This is a genomic window from Paracoccus alcaliphilus (genome assembly GCF_028553725.1).
Taxonomy (GTDB): Bacteria; Pseudomonadota; Alphaproteobacteria; order Rhodobacterales; family Rhodobacteraceae; genus Paracoccus; species Paracoccus alcaliphilus.
Window position 1 is genome coordinate 252,263 of the sequence record NZ_CP067125.1, and the last position, 15,327, is coordinate 267,589.

Annotated in this window: 12 protein-coding genes; 6 read left to right on the forward strand and 6 right to left on the reverse strand. The window is 66.0% G+C overall.

Annotated features, from left to right (window positions below; all coding sequences use genetic code 11):
- The 4 genes from JHW40_RS19565 to JHW40_RS19580 all read left to right on the forward strand — a co-directional run bounded on the left by JHW40_RS19565 (position 1) and on the right by JHW40_RS19580 (position 4,283).
- Positions 1-663 (forward strand): ATP-binding cassette domain-containing protein, encoded by a 663-nt coding sequence (locus tag JHW40_RS19565; RefSeq protein ID WP_090610475.1) that lies wholly within the window; start codon positions 1-3, stop codon positions 661-663.
- Positions 644-2,185, forward strand: a complete 1,542-nt coding sequence (locus tag JHW40_RS19570) for a PhnE/PtxC family ABC transporter permease (protein ID WP_090610474.1) — start codon at positions 644-646, stop codon at positions 2,183-2,185. The genes JHW40_RS19565 and JHW40_RS19570 overlap by 20 nt, the downstream gene beginning before the upstream one ends.
- A 72-nt stretch (positions 2,186-2,257) precedes the next feature.
- Entirely contained in the window at positions 2,258-3,022 is a 765-nt protein-coding gene (locus JHW40_RS19575; RefSeq protein WP_090610473.1) for an alpha/beta hydrolase, read from the forward strand.
- Positions 3,009-4,283, forward strand: coding sequence for a glycoside hydrolase family 15 protein (locus JHW40_RS19580; protein ID WP_090610472.1), 1,275 nt, complete (start codon positions 3,009-3,011; stop codon positions 4,281-4,283). The genes JHW40_RS19575 and JHW40_RS19580 overlap by 14 nt, the downstream gene beginning before the upstream one ends.
- Here JHW40_RS19580 and JHW40_RS19585 read toward each other — a convergent pair.
- The 6 genes from JHW40_RS19585 to JHW40_RS19610 form a co-directional block, all read right to left on the reverse strand.
- Complete coding sequence (locus tag JHW40_RS19585; protein ID WP_090610471.1) at positions 4,271-5,512, reverse strand: glucoamylase family protein; 1,242 nt, start codon at positions 5,510-5,512, stop codon at positions 4,271-4,273. The genes JHW40_RS19580 and JHW40_RS19585 overlap by 13 nt on opposite strands.
- A complete protein-coding gene (locus JHW40_RS19590) occupies positions 5,500-7,740 on the reverse strand; it encodes a glycoside hydrolase family 3 N-terminal domain-containing protein (protein WP_090610470.1) in 2,241 nt (746 codons plus the stop codon). Before JHW40_RS19590 ends, JHW40_RS19585 begins: the two co-directional genes overlap by 13 nt.
- A 24-nt stretch (positions 7,741-7,764) precedes the next feature.
- The gene (locus JHW40_RS19595; protein WP_170851724.1) at positions 7,765-9,681 is read right to left on the reverse strand and encodes an ATP-binding cassette domain-containing protein; all 1,917 of its coding nucleotides are present in this window, start codon (positions 9,679-9,681) and stop codon (positions 7,765-7,767) included.
- A 656-nt stretch (positions 9,682-10,337) separates the two neighbouring features.
- Complete coding sequence (locus JHW40_RS19600) at positions 10,338-11,387, reverse strand: HlyD family secretion protein (RefSeq protein WP_090610468.1); 1,050 nt, start codon at positions 11,385-11,387, stop codon at positions 10,338-10,340.
- Positions 11,384-13,012, reverse strand: coding sequence for an MFS transporter (locus tag JHW40_RS19605; protein ID WP_090610467.1), 1,629 nt, complete (start codon positions 13,010-13,012; stop codon positions 11,384-11,386). The genes JHW40_RS19600 and JHW40_RS19605 overlap by 4 nt, the downstream gene beginning before the upstream one ends.
- Complete coding sequence (locus JHW40_RS19610; protein ID WP_090610466.1) at positions 13,009-13,437, reverse strand: MarR family winged helix-turn-helix transcriptional regulator; 429 nt, start codon at positions 13,435-13,437, stop codon at positions 13,009-13,011. Before JHW40_RS19610 ends, JHW40_RS19605 begins: the two co-directional genes overlap by 4 nt.
- A gap of 187 nt (positions 13,438-13,624) precedes the next feature.
- On the opposite strand from JHW40_RS19610, the gene JHW40_RS19615 reads away from it, so the two are divergent.
- Together JHW40_RS19615 and JHW40_RS19620 are read left to right on the forward strand one after the other, a co-directional pair.
- A complete protein-coding gene (locus JHW40_RS19615; RefSeq protein WP_090610465.1) occupies positions 13,625-14,308 on the forward strand; it encodes a GntR family transcriptional regulator in 684 nt (227 codons plus the stop codon).
- Positions 14,309-14,341: 33 nt separating this feature from the next.
- Positions 14,342-15,316 (forward strand): TRAP transporter substrate-binding protein, encoded by a 975-nt coding sequence (locus JHW40_RS19620; protein ID WP_090610464.1) that lies wholly within the window; start codon positions 14,342-14,344, stop codon positions 15,314-15,316.
- The last annotated feature ends 11 nt before the right edge of the window (positions 15,317-15,327 follow it).

The following is a 15,327-nucleotide window of genomic DNA, read 5'->3' on the forward strand; positions in this document are numbered from 1 at the left end:
ATGCTGCATCTTCAGGGCGAACGGCTCGCCTATGGGGATCATGTGGTTCTGCCGGATGTGGATTTCCGTCTGCGCCCGGCAGAGCGTGTGGTGCTTCTGGGGCGCAGCGGAAGCGGCAAGAGTACGCTGCTGAACACCATCCATGCGCGGCTGGTGGCGCAGGGGCGCCGGGATCTGGCGCTGGTGCCGCAGGAACATGGTCTGGTGCCGCAGTTGTCGGTGTTTCACAACGTCTATATGGGGCGGCTGAACCGGCATCGCGCGGCCTATAATCTGGTCAATCTGGTCTGGCCGCTGACCTCGCAGCGCCGGCAGGTCGAAAAGGCGCTGGTCGCGGTGGGTCTTGAAGGGCTCGGGCGCAAGCCGGTGGGCGCCCTGTCGGGCGGGCAGAAACAGCGCACGGCACTGGCGCGGGCCATCCATCACGGCGGCACGGTTCTGATCGGCGACGAGCCCGTATCGGCGGTGGACGAGCGTCACGCGGCAGAGCTGATCGCGCGGTTGGGCCAGCGGTTCGAGACCCTGGTTCTGGCGCTGCACGATGTGGCGCTGGCGCGGCTGATCGCGACGCGGATCGTCGGGATCAAGGGCGGGCGGCTGATGATCGACCGGCCCGCGCAGCAAGTTAGCGATGGAGAGATCGATGCGCTCTATCGTCTCTGACCGCCGCTGGCGCTGGCCGAAGGGGCGCATATTCACCTCGCTGGTCTTTGTCGCCATCGCCGTCGCGTTGCTGCCCGCCGCGGATCTGCGCATCGCCAGCCATGACCCCTGGGCCGAGTTGGGCCGGATGGTGCAGGGGCTGCTGTCGCCGGATTTCTCGGCCATCAGTTCGCTGTCGCGCGCGGCGGCCCTGACCATCGCCTTTGGTGTCTGCGGCGTGGCGGCGGGGGCGCTGGCCGGTTTCCTGCTGGCGCCGCTTTACCGTTTCGTCACCGTGCGGATCATTTGCGTGGCGGCGCGTTCGATCCACGAGTTGTTCTGGGCCATCCTGCTGATGCAGGTGACCGGGCTGTCGGCCACGACCGGCATTCTGGCGCTGGCGATCCCCTATGCCGGGATCTTCGCCAAGGTCTATTCCGAATATCTTGACGAGGCCGACCCGCGTCCTGCCCGCGCCATGCCTCCGGGTTCGGATTTCATCTCGGTGTTTTTCTTCGCGCGGCTGCCGCTGGCGATGAGGGAATTCGGCACCTATACGCTGTACCGGCTGGAATGCGGGCTGAGGTCCAGCGCGGTTCTGGGCTTTGTCGGCCTGCCCACCCTTGGATTCGAGCTGGACACCTTCTTCAAGCAGGGGATGTATGGTGCGGTGGCGGCGGTGCTGATCATCTATTACCTGCTGATCGCGACGATCCGGCTGTGGATGCGCTGGCCGCTGGCGCCGGTCTATATCCTGCTGTCGGTCTGGTTCCTGTCCCGGCTTCAGACCCCGCCGATGGCGTCGGGCGCGCTGATGCGTTTTCTGGGCCATGACATCGTGCCCGCCCCGCTGCGCTACGGCGCATGGGGTGATGCCACGACATGGCAGCGCTTCGGGGACTGGATCGGAAACCTGTTCTTCAATCAGGCGCTGCCGGGACTGGGCGCCACGATGATCGTCGCGCAGCTGGCGCTGGTGGTCGCGGGACTGGTGGCGCTGATCGGGTTTCCGCTGATCCTGCGCCCTCTGGTCGGGCGCTGGGGGGCATGGGCCGGGCATCTGGGGCTGGTGATCGGACGCTCGACCCCGGAATACATGCTGGCCTATATCATGTTGCAGATGTTCGGACCCTCGATGTTGCCTGCCGTGATCGCCCTTGGCCTGCATAACGGTGCAATCATCGCCCATCTGCTGGGGCGGCAATCCGAGGGCGTGCATGCGGATCTGCGACCCGATGCGCCCAAGGGGGTCGATCTGTATGCGTGGGAGATCCTGCCGAGGATCTATGGCAATTTCCTTGCCCTGTGCTTTTACCGGTGGGAGATCATCGTGCGCGAATCCGCCATCGTCGGGCTGTTGGGCATGGGCACGCTTGGCTTCTATGTCGGCGCGGCCATTCAGGAAATCCGGGTGGACCGGGCGGTGTTCCTGCTGTTGGTCACCATGCTGGCGACGATCGTGATCGACATGATTTCGCGCCGCAGCCGTGCCGCGCTGGGGCTGGGCAAGCTGAATGCGCGGGTCGTCGCGCGTATGACCTGACCCTGTCGCCTCCCACGAAGGTCGGGCCAGTCAGCATTTGACCCGGCAACGGATCGCGATAGGATCGGCGGGATGACACAGACGCGAACCATCTGGACCGACTCCGCCCGGCGCCTTGATGCGCCGACCGCCCTTGGCGCCATGCCGGTGGTCGTGGCCGAGCCGGAGGGCAGGCCGGACGGCACCGTGCTGCTGGTTCATGGCCGGAATGGCGCGCCCGGACAGCCGCAGATCGCCGAGATCGCGGATGCCTATCTGGCGCGCGGATGGCGGGTTGCTGCGCCGGAACTGCCGAATTCGGCGGCTTTGCCCATGTCCGGCCCGCCCGAACAGGTGACATTCGCCGGCCATACCGATGCCGCCGCCGGGGTCTGGGCCTGGGTCGCGCAGCAATGGCCGGACGCGCCGCGCGGGTTGGCGGGGCACAGCCTTGGCGGCTTTGCCATCGCGCATCTGGCCAGCGCCTCGCCCGACACGCATCACGTTCTTGCCGTGTCGCCGCCCATGTCGGGCCGGGTTCTGCTGCGCGCGCGCGAGGCGATGGGGCCATCTGCGATCGAGGCCGCCCGGCGCGAGTCACCGCTCTATTTCGTCGAGATGCAGACGGCGGATGCCGAACCCGCGCTGAACAGCGTGACAGCGCCCCTTGCGGTCGTGACCGGAGAGGTGGACGGGCTGATCCCCTTGCCCGATGCCCGCGCCTATTTCGCGGCAGCGGCGAACGGGCGCTTCTTTGCCGCCCTGCCGAACGCGCATCATTGCCCGGCGGGCGAGGCATGCGGCCGCATGTTCGCCGCCGCGCTTTCGGCGCTTGGGGTCGGGGATGGATGCACCTGATCCGGGCTGGATCGAGGCGCAGCGGCTGGCCTCGGCCCGCGCCATGCGCAATGCCTGTTCCGCCACCCATCTGATCCACCACCGAGAGGGCTTTGGCTGGCGCGTCCGGCCCGCGGCGGGTTCGGTTCTGGCTTCGCCGCGCATAGCCGGGTGGGACCCCGAGCCGGATTATTTCCATCACTGGATCCGCGATTCCGCCATCGTTCTGCGGGCCGTTCCGCTGGCCATCAGGGCGGACCCGCAGGCGCGGCCGTTCTGGCTGCGTTTCATCGCCGATTTCGTCACCTTTTCGCTGGCCGTCTCGGACCCGGAGCGCAAGGGTCCGGCGGTCAATCCGCTGCGGGCATCGACCCGGCCCGGCCACGCTGAATTCCTGCGCCCCGATGCGGAACTTGCGGCCCTGACAGGGGATGCGTGGCTGGCCGAGCCGCGCGTGGCGGCGGATGGATTGCCCGATCTTGAACGATGGAGCAGGCCGCAGGACGACGGGCCCGCGCTGAGGGCGTCGGCGATGATGGCGATCCTTGAGGATTTGCCCGAAGCCGCCAGCCCGCAGGCCGAAATGCTGATCGCCCGCGACCTTGCCCATACCCTGCGCATGGCCGGTCGACCCTCGGTCGGCCCGTGGGAGGAAGCCCCGCCGCGTCGCACGACATTCACCCTGCTGGCGCAATGGGATGCGCTGGACCGGGGCGCGGCTGCCTGCCCGGATTGCCGGGCTTCCGCCGACCGGCTTGCCGCGCTGATCGGGACGGCGCAGGATGACACGACCGGCGGCTGGCGGGAAAGCATCGAGGCGCCAGCGGGCCATACGGACGCCGCCACCTGCCTTGCCATTCTGCACCTCCGGCGCAGGCACGGCCCTTTTGCCATCTCCGCCCCACGAACCCGCGCAACGATTGCCGCGCTGGAAAAGACCTTTACCGCGCTTTACCCGATCAACGGCGGCAGGGCCGTTCCCGCCATCGGGCGATGGGCGGGGGATGCCTATTTCGATGGCAATCCGTGGTATCCGACGACCCTCGGCTTTGCCGAGCTGCACTATCGCATCGCTGCGGACAGCGGCGAGGCGGCGGCATTCACCAAGGCCGAGGCGTGGATGCATCTGATCGAAACGGTTGCCCCGCGCCCGCCCGGCCCGCTGCCCGAGCAGTTCGACCGCCGCACCGGTGCGCCGCGTTCCTGCATGGACCTGACATGGTCGGCGGCGGCGTTTCTGGAGGCCGTGGCCGCAAGGGATGCCGCGCTTCAGGCCAGATAGGGGGCGGTGAAGCCAAGGGCCTGCAAGCCGCGCCGCACCTCGGGCCGCCCCGAGACCAGTCGCCACAAAAGGCCCGAGCGGTGGTTCTCCAGCCCGATGACGATGGGTGCCTGATCGATGGCCAGCCGGCTGTCGGCGGCCCAGTCATGCGCCGGGCTGAAGGCGTCCACAAAGCCCGCGTCGCCCCAGATCCAGTCGCCCAGATCATCATGCATGTGGCGCAGCACCGGCATCGCCTCGTCCGGGGCAAAGGGAAACGACCCAAGCGCGGCGGAGGGGGTGATGGTGCCGGTATCCTCGGTCGGGGAATGCGCGACATAGCCGTCCGGATCATCGCTGGCGGTCAGACCCCAGAGATCCGGGCCGTAACCCTTCCAGCCATGCGGGTTGCGCAGACAGTGGTGGCGATTGACCAGCGCATGGGCGCGGGCCTGCACGCCGTAATCGGCATAGTCGTCGCGCAATCCGCGCGGATCGATGCCCAGAAACGGATATTGCGACAGAAACAGCGGCCCGCCCCAGTCGGGACCAAGCGGTAGCGTCACCGTGCCATAGCGTTGACCGTTCCGAAAGGCGGGGGCCCGCGCCCAGCTTTGATGATAGGATCGCGCAGGGATCGGGTGGCTGTGCGAACCGGCACCAAGGACAAAGACCGGCAGGGCCTCGTTCCAGCCCCGGATCGGCAGGGCGTTGGAGGGCCAGGGGCGGTCGGGATGGCGATGCCACATGACCGCGCCGTCATCGCGCAGATGCGCGGCCCAGTTCACGGCGTCGAACAGCGCCTGAATACGGGCGGCCAGCGACGGCTCTTCGCTGAAATAGACCCCCGCGCCCAGCAGGCCCAGCATCAGAAAGGCGGTCTCGACCAGATCGCCGCCATCGTCGCCGGGCATGAAGGGCAGCGCCCGGCCGGTGGTGCCATGCAGGAAATGCGGAAACACCCCGTCAAAGCGGTCGGCGGTTTCCAGAAAGCCCACCAGCCGCTCGGTTCGGTCAAGGATATCGCGCCGGGGCCGCCAGCCGCGCTCCGCCGCCACGATCTGCGCCAGCAGGCCAAAGCCGGTGCCGCCGGTGCAGACGGTTTCCGCCACGTCATAGCCGAAGGCCCCGCCGCTGCGTTCGCGCGCCATGCCGCTGACAGGATGGCTCCAGTCGAGGAAATAGAGCGCGGAGGCCTGCGCCACGCGGTCGCGCAGCGCGGCGTCGTCAAGGCCCCTCAGGACAGCCATGTCAGCTCCAACGTCTGGGTGTCGCGGCTGTTGGGACCGACATGCAGCCGGATCAGGCCCGGATCGCGCACCCATTCGGCGGCCTCCAGCGAAGGCGCCAGCGGATAGCGGAACTGATCCGCCGTGATCGGAAACAAGACCTCGCGGCTTTCCCCCGGGGCCAGCGTGATCTGCGTGAAATCGATCAGCTTGCGGCCCGGCCGGGTGACGCGGGCCACCGGGTCGCTGGCGTAAAGCTGGACGGTCTCGATCGCCTGACGGGTGCCGGTATTCTGAACCGTGATCCGCAGGGTGACGGTCTGGTCGGCCTCGGCGGTTTCCTGCGACAGGCCGGGCGGGTCATAGCGGATCTGACCGAAGCCAAGGCCGAAACCGAAGGGAAAGCGCGGCGCATCGTCGGGCAGGTCCAGCCAGCCGGTCAGGAACTTGGCGAAGCGTCCGGGAAAGGGTCGCCCGGTCGGGTCGCTGGCATAGGTCAGCGGCACCTCGCCCGGATGCGCGGGCAGCGACACCGCCAGCCGCCCCGCAGGTTCCGCTGCGCCAAAGATCAGATCCGCCACGCCTTCGGGGCCTGCCACGCCACCATGCCACGCATAAAGCAGCGCGTCGGCCTGCCCGGCAATGTCACCGATGGCCAGCGGTCGTCCGGCAAAGACCACCACCAGCAGCGGCTTGCCCGTCCCGGCCAGCGCCGCGATCAGGCGGCGTTGCGGGGCAGACAGGTCCGGCGACAGAAGCGACGAGGATTCGCCCGCATGTTCCTTGGCCTCGCCCACCGCCGCGACGATCACATCCGCCGCGCGGGCCGCCGCGACAGCTTCGGCCAGCAGATCGGATTCGCCGCGGGGATCGCGGGTCACGGTCTGGCCGTGGACATTCAGGCGCTGTTCCAGCCACGGCTCGTCCACGATATTTGCGCCCCATGCACATGCCGGGGTCTGGCCGGTCAGCGCGGTCACGGCATCGTTCAGCGTGACGACATCCCCGGCCCGGCCCGAGACCGCCCATGTGCCCAGCATATTCGCCCGATCCGCTGCGAAGGGACCGATCAGCGCGATCCTCGTCGTGGGCGAAAGCGGCAGCAGCCGGTCATTCTTCAGCAGCACCGCCGATTGCGCGGCGGCCTGTCGCGCCAGCTTGCGGCCATCGCTGCGCGAAGGCGCCGCCGTGTTGCCCATTCCCCGGAACGGATCGCCCAGCAGCCCCAGCCGGGCCTTGAAGGTCAGCACACGGCGGCAGGCGTTGTCGATCAGCCCGACGATCCGATGCGCGGGCAGGGACAGCCCGGCCTCGGGGGCGTGCAGCCCGTGGTGGGCCAGTGCGGGCAATTCGCGCAGATAATCCTCGCCCACCATATCCATGTCCACGCCCGCATGGATCGCCCGCGCCACCGAAACCGCAGCCGGCCCCAGTCCGTGCGACACAAGTTCCTTCACGCCGGTATAGTCCGACACCACCAGCCCGTCGAAGCCCTGCCGCCCGCGCAGCCAGCCCTGTATCAGCGGACCATTGGCGTGCATCGGCAGCCTGTTCACGGCGTTGAAGGCCACCATGACGCTGGCCGCGCCTGCCTCCAGCCCGGCGGCGAAAGGCGGCAAATGGGTTTCCAGCAGATCCTCCCATGCCAGGCTGGCATTGTCGTAATCCCGCCCGCTTTGCGGCGCGCCATAGGCCACGAAATGCTTCAGGCAGGCCGCGACGCGACCCGCCACGCCCGGCCCGGATCCCTGAAACCCGCGCGTGGCGGCGGCGGCGATGCGCGAGGCCAGCAGGGGGTCTTCGCCCGGACCCTCGGCCATGCGGCCCCAGCGGGCATCGCGGCTGATGTCGATCATCGGCGCATAGACCTGATGCAGCCCCTCGGCTGCGGCCTCGGCGGCGGCAAAGGCGGCGGTGTCCTCGATCAGGCGCATGTCCCAGCTGCAAGCCAGCGCGATGTTCAGCGGAAACACGGTGCGGTGCCCGTGGATCACGTCCTCGGCAAAGAACAGCGGGATGCGCAGTCTCGATCCGGCCAATGCGCGTTCCTGCATGGCTCGGGCGGTGGCCAGCGATTTGGTGCCGAAGATGGCGCCGACCTGTCCCGCATCCAGCCGCTGCGACAGCGGGGTTGCCTGTTGCGCGCCGGTCACCAGCCCTTCGCCCGCGGCCAGCAGGTTCAGCTGTCCGATCTTTTCATCCAGCGTCATCCGGGCCATCAGATCCTTGACGACGGCGAGACTGTCCATGCGCCTTCCCCAGTGGCTGCGTTCCTATTCGGCGGCGTGGCGGAGGGCGTCGGATTCGCCCATAAGGACCGGACGCAACTGCCCGACGCCATTCCGGATCTCCAGCACCGAGGAATAGAAGGGCGCGCCGTCGGGGTCAAATGGTGCGGTTTCGCTGTGCAGCACCGCCAGAACCGCAGTCTCGGGCAGGCACTCGCACAGCGTCATGTGGAACTCCACGATGGCATCGACATCCAGCGCGGCGGTCGCCTCGTCCAGCAGCAGGATATCGGGTTTGGCCAGCAGGATGCGCGCCAGAACCAGACGCTGCTTCTGTCCGCCGGAAAACACGTCGCGCCAGTTCTTGCCTTGATAGAGGTCATCGCCAAGGCAATGGACGAACCCGCCCAGCCCGACCCGCGACAGGGCCGAGGCGGCGGCGATGTCGGAATGCTGCTCGGGGTGGTCGGGATAGGTCACCAGCGCCTTCAGCGACAGGCGGTCGGGCACGTCGGGCTCCTGCCCGGCAAAGAAAAGCCGCGCCCCCTGCCGCATTGCGACCTGTCCTTCGCCATAGGGCCAGATCCCGGCCACGGCCTTCAGAAGGCTGCTTTTGCCGCAGCCATTCTGGCCGTTCAGATAGATCCGGTCGCCGGGATACAGCCGCAGTCGCGGCACCGTCACGAAGGCGGCGGTGTCATGGCCGCGATGATGCAGGTGCAGATCCTCCAGCGCCAGCACCGGCCCCTTTGGGCTGCGGATGCGCCGGAACCGGCTGATCCCGGTTTCGGCATAGAATTCCTGGCGTTCCCGCACCCTCTCGATGGCGCGGGCCAGTTCGGTCAGGCGGGCGGCATTGGCGCGCAGCGTGGCGATCGCGGGCATCACGTTGATGAACCACGACACATCGCCGATCAGCTCTGCCGTCAGTTCGCTGCTGGCCACGAAATCGCGGAAATTCAGGTTTCCCGCCATATAGGCCGGCAGCGCGGGCAGATAGGCCAGCAGGCGCGAGGACAGGAAGTTATACAGGCTGTTGAACAGCATCATCCCGGCGGCCAGCCAGTTCTGCTTGCCCCATGTCTGGTCCAGATCGGTGTAAAGCCGCTCGTTGATCCGGCTTTGCGCGCGCTCGCCGCGACCCGCGGCCAGTTGCGCGACCCGGTTCAGCATGATGCCCCATTCGCCACGCCATGCCCCATCGCGGCGCTGCCGCTGGATGCTCAGCCGTTCGATGATGCGGCCCAGTTTCCACGCCACGAAGGTGATGGTGGGGACATAGATCACGATCAGCGTCAGACACAGCAGCGCCGTGCCATATTCGCCCGGCACCAGATCGACATGCCCGGTGCCGACCCAGCGTTCCAGCGTGCTGTTCGCCTGCGCCCCCCAGCGGTCCAGAAACGGCACCGTCTGGCTGCGTTCCAGCAGGGCCGAGAACACGAAATAGATCGAGGTGACCGCCCCCCACAGCCCCATCGCCAGCCCGATGATCCCGCCATAAAGGCTGGCAGAGCTTTCATCCACCCGCTGGTCGATGGCATCGGGCATCCGCGAGCTGTCCCCCGTTGCCGAGCGGTCGCTCATCAGGTCCAGCGCAACGCGCTCATCGGACAGGATCGCATCGTTGAACTGACCGACCAGCCAGCCCCGCGCCCGGCGATGCAGCGTGGCCGAGATGAAATGCCGCAACGCCACCCCGGTGGAACGGCTGAGGAAGATGGCCAGATAGGCCGAGGCCGCCAGCAGGACGGTGCGTCCGGGATTGATCCCGGCATCTGCGCCATGGAAATTCGCCAGCGAGGCCAGAAAGTCGGCACTGGCAAGGGCGACCCAGACGCTGGCCTTGCTGAGCAGCGTGGTCATCGCAAGGATGATCACGGTCAGCAGCCATGCCTCTCGCCAGCGTTCCGACGCCCAATAGCCGGTCAGAAGCCCCCAGAACCCACTCAGTCGTTTCAACCGCGCTGCCTCACTGATGCCGGGACGCAGCCACACGCTCCCACAGCAACGCGAGGTCGCCTGCGGGCCGGGTCCGGCACATTTTCGTCATTATTTGCGGCCGCTCTGCTTGTTGTTTGTGCTTTGCGACCAATCTGCCAGCAAAGTATAGCAAACCGACCCATAGGCGGTAAACCGCCGATTTGTATATGACGGTTGAATTAATGGGCAGGTGGGCAGGATTCACGATTCGTCCATCTCACTCAGCGGCAATCCAGATACCGCTGCCCGTCAGGTGGACTGTTTCCCGAAGGTCGCCAGGGGCGCGCATGAGGGGCAGGGCGCCTGCCGGGGCAAGGGCGTAATCGGTTTAGAAGGCTGGACAAATGGTGCCCTCGTCAGCACCGGTTCATAAGACGCTGGCGGAAACACCAGGCGAGCGCGGCGTTTTCATGAACAGGTCACGCTTGCGGCCCGAGGGGGCAAAGCTGTTGCTCATTCGCCCCAGTGGCACAGTTTTATCGCGCAAATCGCCGGATGGATGTGCTGCCACGACATCTTGTCGCCCGGCGGTCAGGCCAGCCCCAACGTATCCCTGACCCCGGCTCTGTCCAGCATCGGGTCCAGTCGGGCCAGATCGCGCGATCCAGATTCAGTGGTGGTCATGACGCGCCCGGTCAGCCGTGGCGGGGCGCGCTGTCGGTATCCACCCGGACGATGACCGACATGCCGGGGCGCAGATATTGGGCCATGTCCTGATCCGGGTCGATCGAGATCCGCACCGGAAGACGCTGTGCGATCTTGGTGAAATTGCCGCTGGTATTGGTGCCCGACAGCAGGCTGTATTCCGATGCCGTCGCCGGAGAGAAGGACTCGACCCTGCCGGTAAAGGCGCGGTGACGCATGGCATCGACGGTGAAATGCACCACCTCGCCGGGTTCAAGTCCCTTGAGACTGGTCTCCATGAAATTCGCGATGATCCAGACATCCTGACCGACCAGCGCGGCCATGGCGGTTCCCGGTGTCACATATTGCCCGACGCGCACGCTGATCTGACCCAGTTCGCCATCGGCGGGCGCACGGATCACCGCGTTGTCCAGCTCGATCCGGGCCAGCTCGACGGCGGCTTTGGCGCTGGCGATATCGGCGTTTCGCGATTGCAGGGCGACGCGGGCCGATCTGACGGCTTCGTGCTGCACATCCAGTTGCGCCTGCGCCTGCGTGACGGCGGCCTCGGCCTGTTGCAGGGACATCTCGGACTGATCGGCCGAGGATTGAGAGGCCACGCCACGGGTCCGCAGCGCCTCGGACCTGTCCCGGCTGGTCCGGGCCAAAACCAGCGCCGAGCGCGCGGCCTCGACCCCGGCCAGATCGGCCTGCACCACCGCTTCGGCCGAGGCGACATTCTGCGTGGCGACCTGCAAGGCGGCGCGGGCGGCGGCCAGCTGGGCCTCGGCCTGCGCCAGCTTTTGTTTCGGGATGCGGTCGTCGATACGGGCGATCACATCGCCTTCCGCGACGCTTTGGAAATCGTCCACCTCGACCGAGCTGACATAGCCCGCGACCTGAGGCGAAATCATGGTGATCCTGCCCCGGATATAGGCGTTCTCGGTCGTCGGCTGCGAGGCTGAGAAGGGCGGCAGGTGCCATGCGAAAAGCAGCAGCAGGACACCGGCCAGACCGATGATGAGGGCGATTGCGGTGGGAAGGATGTTTTCTTTTTTCATGATTTTACGTCCGAAGAATACGTCTGCGCAGGCGTCATCCGCGCCGCCATCCGGTCGCGGGCCACATGCAGCGACAGTGCCGCTGCCGCAAGAACCGCGATCAGCGCGGTCAGCAGATAGGCGTCGTTATAGGCCATGACATAGGCCTGACTGGTTGCATCCTGCGCGATCAGCGACGCCGCCTGCGCATTGCGGGCCGCGATGTCGCCGATCTGCGGCGCCAGTCCTGCCGCCCGGGCGGCGATGCTCTGGGTGCTGAGGGTGTCGGTGGCCGAGACCTGCTCGATCAGGGTCTGGTAATGCGCGGCCTGACGGTGGTTGATGAAGCTGGTGAAGGCACCCGATCCGATCACGCCGCCCAGGGCTTGCGTGGCGATGAACACGATCACGAAGGACAGCAGGTATTGCGGACCTTTCGCCAGCGCCGAGATCAGCCCCGCCATCATCGCAGGCGGCATGAACAGCATCCCGGCAAAGCCGATCAGCGCCTGACTGACCACCATCTGCGCCGGGCGCGTGTCGATGGTGGCCTGACTGTCCATGAACGCGCCGGTTGCGATCAGCATCAGCGCGATGAAATGGAACGCCGGCACCCGCTGCGGCCTGATCCACGCCACGCAGGCCAGCCCGCCCAGAACGCTGGCCAGCGTGATGATCGCGAACAGCCCGGTCATCTGCGAAGGGGCGATGCCCAGCACCTGAAACATCCGCGGCGCGCCGGTGCTTTGTTCCGACAGGATCAGCCGGAACAGGAACAGTGTCGCCGTCAGGTGCAGGATGGCCGGACTGGCAAGCCAGCGGATGTCCAGCAGGGGGGTGGCGCGGTTCAGCTCTATCGCGACGGTGATCGCCAGCGCCCCTGTTGAGGCCGCCATCAGCGTGCCGATCCATGCGGCGTCGCCCCAGTAATGGATCGGTCCCATGACAAAGCCGATGGTGATGCCCGAGAACCCGAAGGCGATCAGCGCAAAGCTGAGGAAATCCAGCGGCTGGATCACCTTCATATGCGGCACTGGCCGCAGCGGCAGCCGGAAGACCAGCATCAGCGACACCATCGCCATGCCAAGCGCCGTCAGATGTATCCATGTCAGGCCACCATCGCCGATCAGTGCCGGCGACACGACCCGCGCCAGCGTCGGCCCCGCCATCAACACGGCCATCGCCATCGGCAGTCCCAGCCGCATCTTCCACTGCGGCGACAAGGGCTCCAGCATGTACATGAAGGCCAATGTGGACAGCGGCGCGGCCGCCGCGCCGGACAGGACCTGCACCACCACTGCCGAGCGGAAATCGCTGATCCAGACCGAGGCGAAGGCCACCGCGACATAGGCGACGATTCCGATTTCGGCAAAGCGGCGCAGACCGAACTGGGTGCGGATCTTGATCAGCATCAGCGGCAATGAGGCGCGCGGGATCATATAGGCCGCCATCAGCCAGCTTGCCTGCGTCGTCGTGATCCCCAGATCGCCTGCAATCTGGGGAATGTTGGTCGAAACAAAGCCCTGACCCAGACCCTGCGACAAGGCCAGCACGACCGCCGCACCCATATAGGCCAGCGCCGCAGGGACGGGCAAAGGCGGATGGGAAACGGGCGTCGCCGGGGGATTTGCCGCTGTATCGCTCATTGCCGGGACAGCTTCTTGACGTTGTCCAGCAGCCGCTCCAGCACCTGCGCGGTATTGGCCAGCTCCGCCTCGCTCAACCCGTCGATCAGGTCGGCCCGGACGCGGCGGGTGAACTCGACGATATCCGAATTGCGGGCGCGGTCGGTCAGGAAAAGGGCGTTCTTGCGGGCATCGCCTTCCAGCGGGCGCCGCTCGATAAAGCCGCCCTGTTCCAGCGCGTCCAGTTGCCGTTTCAGCGTCGGTGCCTCGATCTCCAGCTTTGCGGCAAGCGCGGCCTGGGTCGCCCCCTCCATCTGCACCAGCGTCGTCAATGCGCGGGCGCGGGACATGGTCAGACCCACGGCTTCGGCCCGCGCATCATAATTGCGGCGAAGCTCGCGCATCAGCTGCAACAGCACTTCGAGAACGCGGGTATTCTGCGGCATGACACGCCCCTTGAAGAATAGTTAGCTGGCTAATGAATTATTCGATAGCCAGCTAATGATTATTATGGGTGATGTCAATGGAAGATAGGGCACCGCCTTGCGGATGTGCGGGCAGTCGTGACGGCCATGCGATATAAAGTTGACTAGTATGGAAGTATGCAAGATAGATAGAGCAGGAGGATACCGGATGAACGACACGGGTGGCCTTGATGCGGGAGTGGCGATTGCGCCGCAGCTCTATCAGCTGCTGCGTGGCCGCATCGTGCGCACCGAACTGCTGCCGGGCGAGGTCATCTCGGAAACCGAGATCGCGCGCGCCTATCAGGTATCGCGCCAGCCGGTACGCGAAGCGTTCATCAAGCTGTCCGAGGCCGGGCTGGTCCAGATCCGCCCGCAACGCGGCACGATGATCACCCGCATCTCTCATCAGGCCGTCATGGATGCCCGTTTCGTGCGCGAGGCGATCGAGGCGGATGTGGTCCGCATGGTGGCCGAAAACTGCGACGGGCCCATCCGCGCTGAACTGCAGGATCAGATCGCGGCCCAGAAGCGGATGGACGATTACGACAACGACACATTCGTGCGGCTGGATGAGCTTTTCCACCGCACGCTGGCCGAGATGGCGGGCAATCCCTATGCGTGGCGCGTGGTCGAAGATGTGAAAGCTCAGATGGACCGCGTGCGATATCTCAGCGTGCAGAAGGACCACATCCGCACCCTGATCATCCAGCATGCCCGCATCGTGGACGCGATCTGCACCAATGACGTGACCGGGGCCGAGGCCGCGATGCGCGCCCATCTGCGAGAGATCCTGAAATCCCTGCCGGAGGTGGAGAAAGCACGTCCGGAACTGTTCAACACGGCGCGATAGCTGCGCCAAAGACCTGCCAAGGAGGAGAAGGACATGATCTCAATCGGGACGTTCAAGACGTTGGTGACGGGCGCCGCATTCGCCGCATTCGCGACCGGCGCCGTGGCGCAGGAGATGACGCTGAAGCTGGGCCATCTCGCGAATGAACAGAACTCGTGGCACAAGGCCTCGATGCTGTTTGCCGAAGAGGTTGCAGCCCGCACCGATGGCCGCATCGCGGTCGAGGTCTATCCCAACGACTCGCTTGGCCGCGAGATCGACCTGATCAACGGCATGCAACTGGGCACGGTCGAGATGACCATTACCGGCGAGAGCCTGCAAAACTGGGCACCGATGGCCGCGCTGCTGGCGATTCCCTATGCCCATAACTCGCTGGAAGAGATGGACGCGGTTGCCAGTGGCGAGATCGGCGACCAGATCGAGGCCGAGATCATTGCCCGCGCGCAGGTCCGCCCCATCGCCTATTTCGCCCGTGGTCCGCGCAACCTGACCGCCAATCGCGCGATCACCACCCCTGAGGAATTGCAGCGGATGCGGATGCGCGTGCCGAATGTGCCGCTGTTCGTCGATACCTGGACCGCGCTTGGTGCGCAGCCGATGCCGATGGCCTTTTCCGAGGTTTTCACATCGCTTCAGAATGGCACCATCGCGGGGCAGGAAAACCCGCTGGCGCTGATCCAGTCGGCGTCGTTCAACGAGGTGCAGACCCATGTGAACCTGACCGAACATGTGCGCGGCTGGATCTATCTGACCATCGCCGAGCAGGTCTGGCAGAAGATGTCGGAAGAGGATCAGGCGCATGTTCTTGAAGCCGCCGCCGTCGCACAGGCGTTCGAGCGTGAGCAGTTTCTGGAGGATGAGCAGCTGATCCGCGCTGATCTGGAAGCCAAGGGCATGACCTTTGTCGAAGTGGACCAGCAGGCCTTTGCCGAAGCGTCCCGCGATGCCGTGATCGCAGGCGTGGACGAAACCATCCGTCCGATTGTCGAGGAACTTTTCGCCAACTAACCCGTCAAACA

Excerpts from the sequence above, each read along its gene's own strand:
- JHW40_RS19565 (WP_090610475.1), top strand. The coding sequence starts at position 1 with ATGCTGCATCTTCAGGGCGAACGGCTCGCCTATGGGGATCATGTGGTT.
- JHW40_RS19570 (WP_090610474.1), top strand. The coding sequence starts at position 644 with ATGCGCTCTATCGTCTCTGACCGCCGCTGGCGCTGGCCGAAGGGGCGC.
- JHW40_RS19575 (WP_090610473.1), top strand. The coding sequence starts at position 2,258 with ATGACACAGACGCGAACCATCTGGACCGACTCCGCCCGGCGCCTTGAT.
- JHW40_RS19580 (WP_090610472.1), top strand. The coding sequence starts at position 3,009 with ATGGATGCACCTGATCCGGGCTGGATCGAGGCGCAGCGGCTGGCCTCG.
- JHW40_RS19585 (WP_090610471.1), bottom strand. The coding sequence starts at position 5,512 with ATGGCTGTCCTGAGGGGCCTTGACGACGCCGCGCTGCGCGACCGCGTG.
- JHW40_RS19590 (WP_090610470.1), bottom strand. The coding sequence starts at position 7,740 with ATGGACAGTCTCGCCGTCGTCAAGGATCTGATGGCCCGGATGACGCTG.
- JHW40_RS19600 (WP_090610468.1), bottom strand. The coding sequence starts at position 11,387 with ATGAAAAAAGAAAACATCCTTCCCACCGCAATCGCCCTCATCATCGGT.
- JHW40_RS19605 (WP_090610467.1), bottom strand. The coding sequence starts at position 13,012 with ATGAGCGATACAGCGGCAAATCCCCCGGCGACGCCCGTTTCCCATCCG.
- JHW40_RS19610 (WP_090610466.1), bottom strand. The coding sequence starts at position 13,437 with ATGCCGCAGAATACCCGCGTTCTCGAAGTGCTGTTGCAGCTGATGCGC.
- JHW40_RS19615 (WP_090610465.1), top strand. The coding sequence starts at position 13,625 with ATGAACGACACGGGTGGCCTTGATGCGGGAGTGGCGATTGCGCCGCAG.
- JHW40_RS19620 (WP_090610464.1), top strand. The coding sequence starts at position 14,342 with ATGATCTCAATCGGGACGTTCAAGACGTTGGTGACGGGCGCCGCATTC.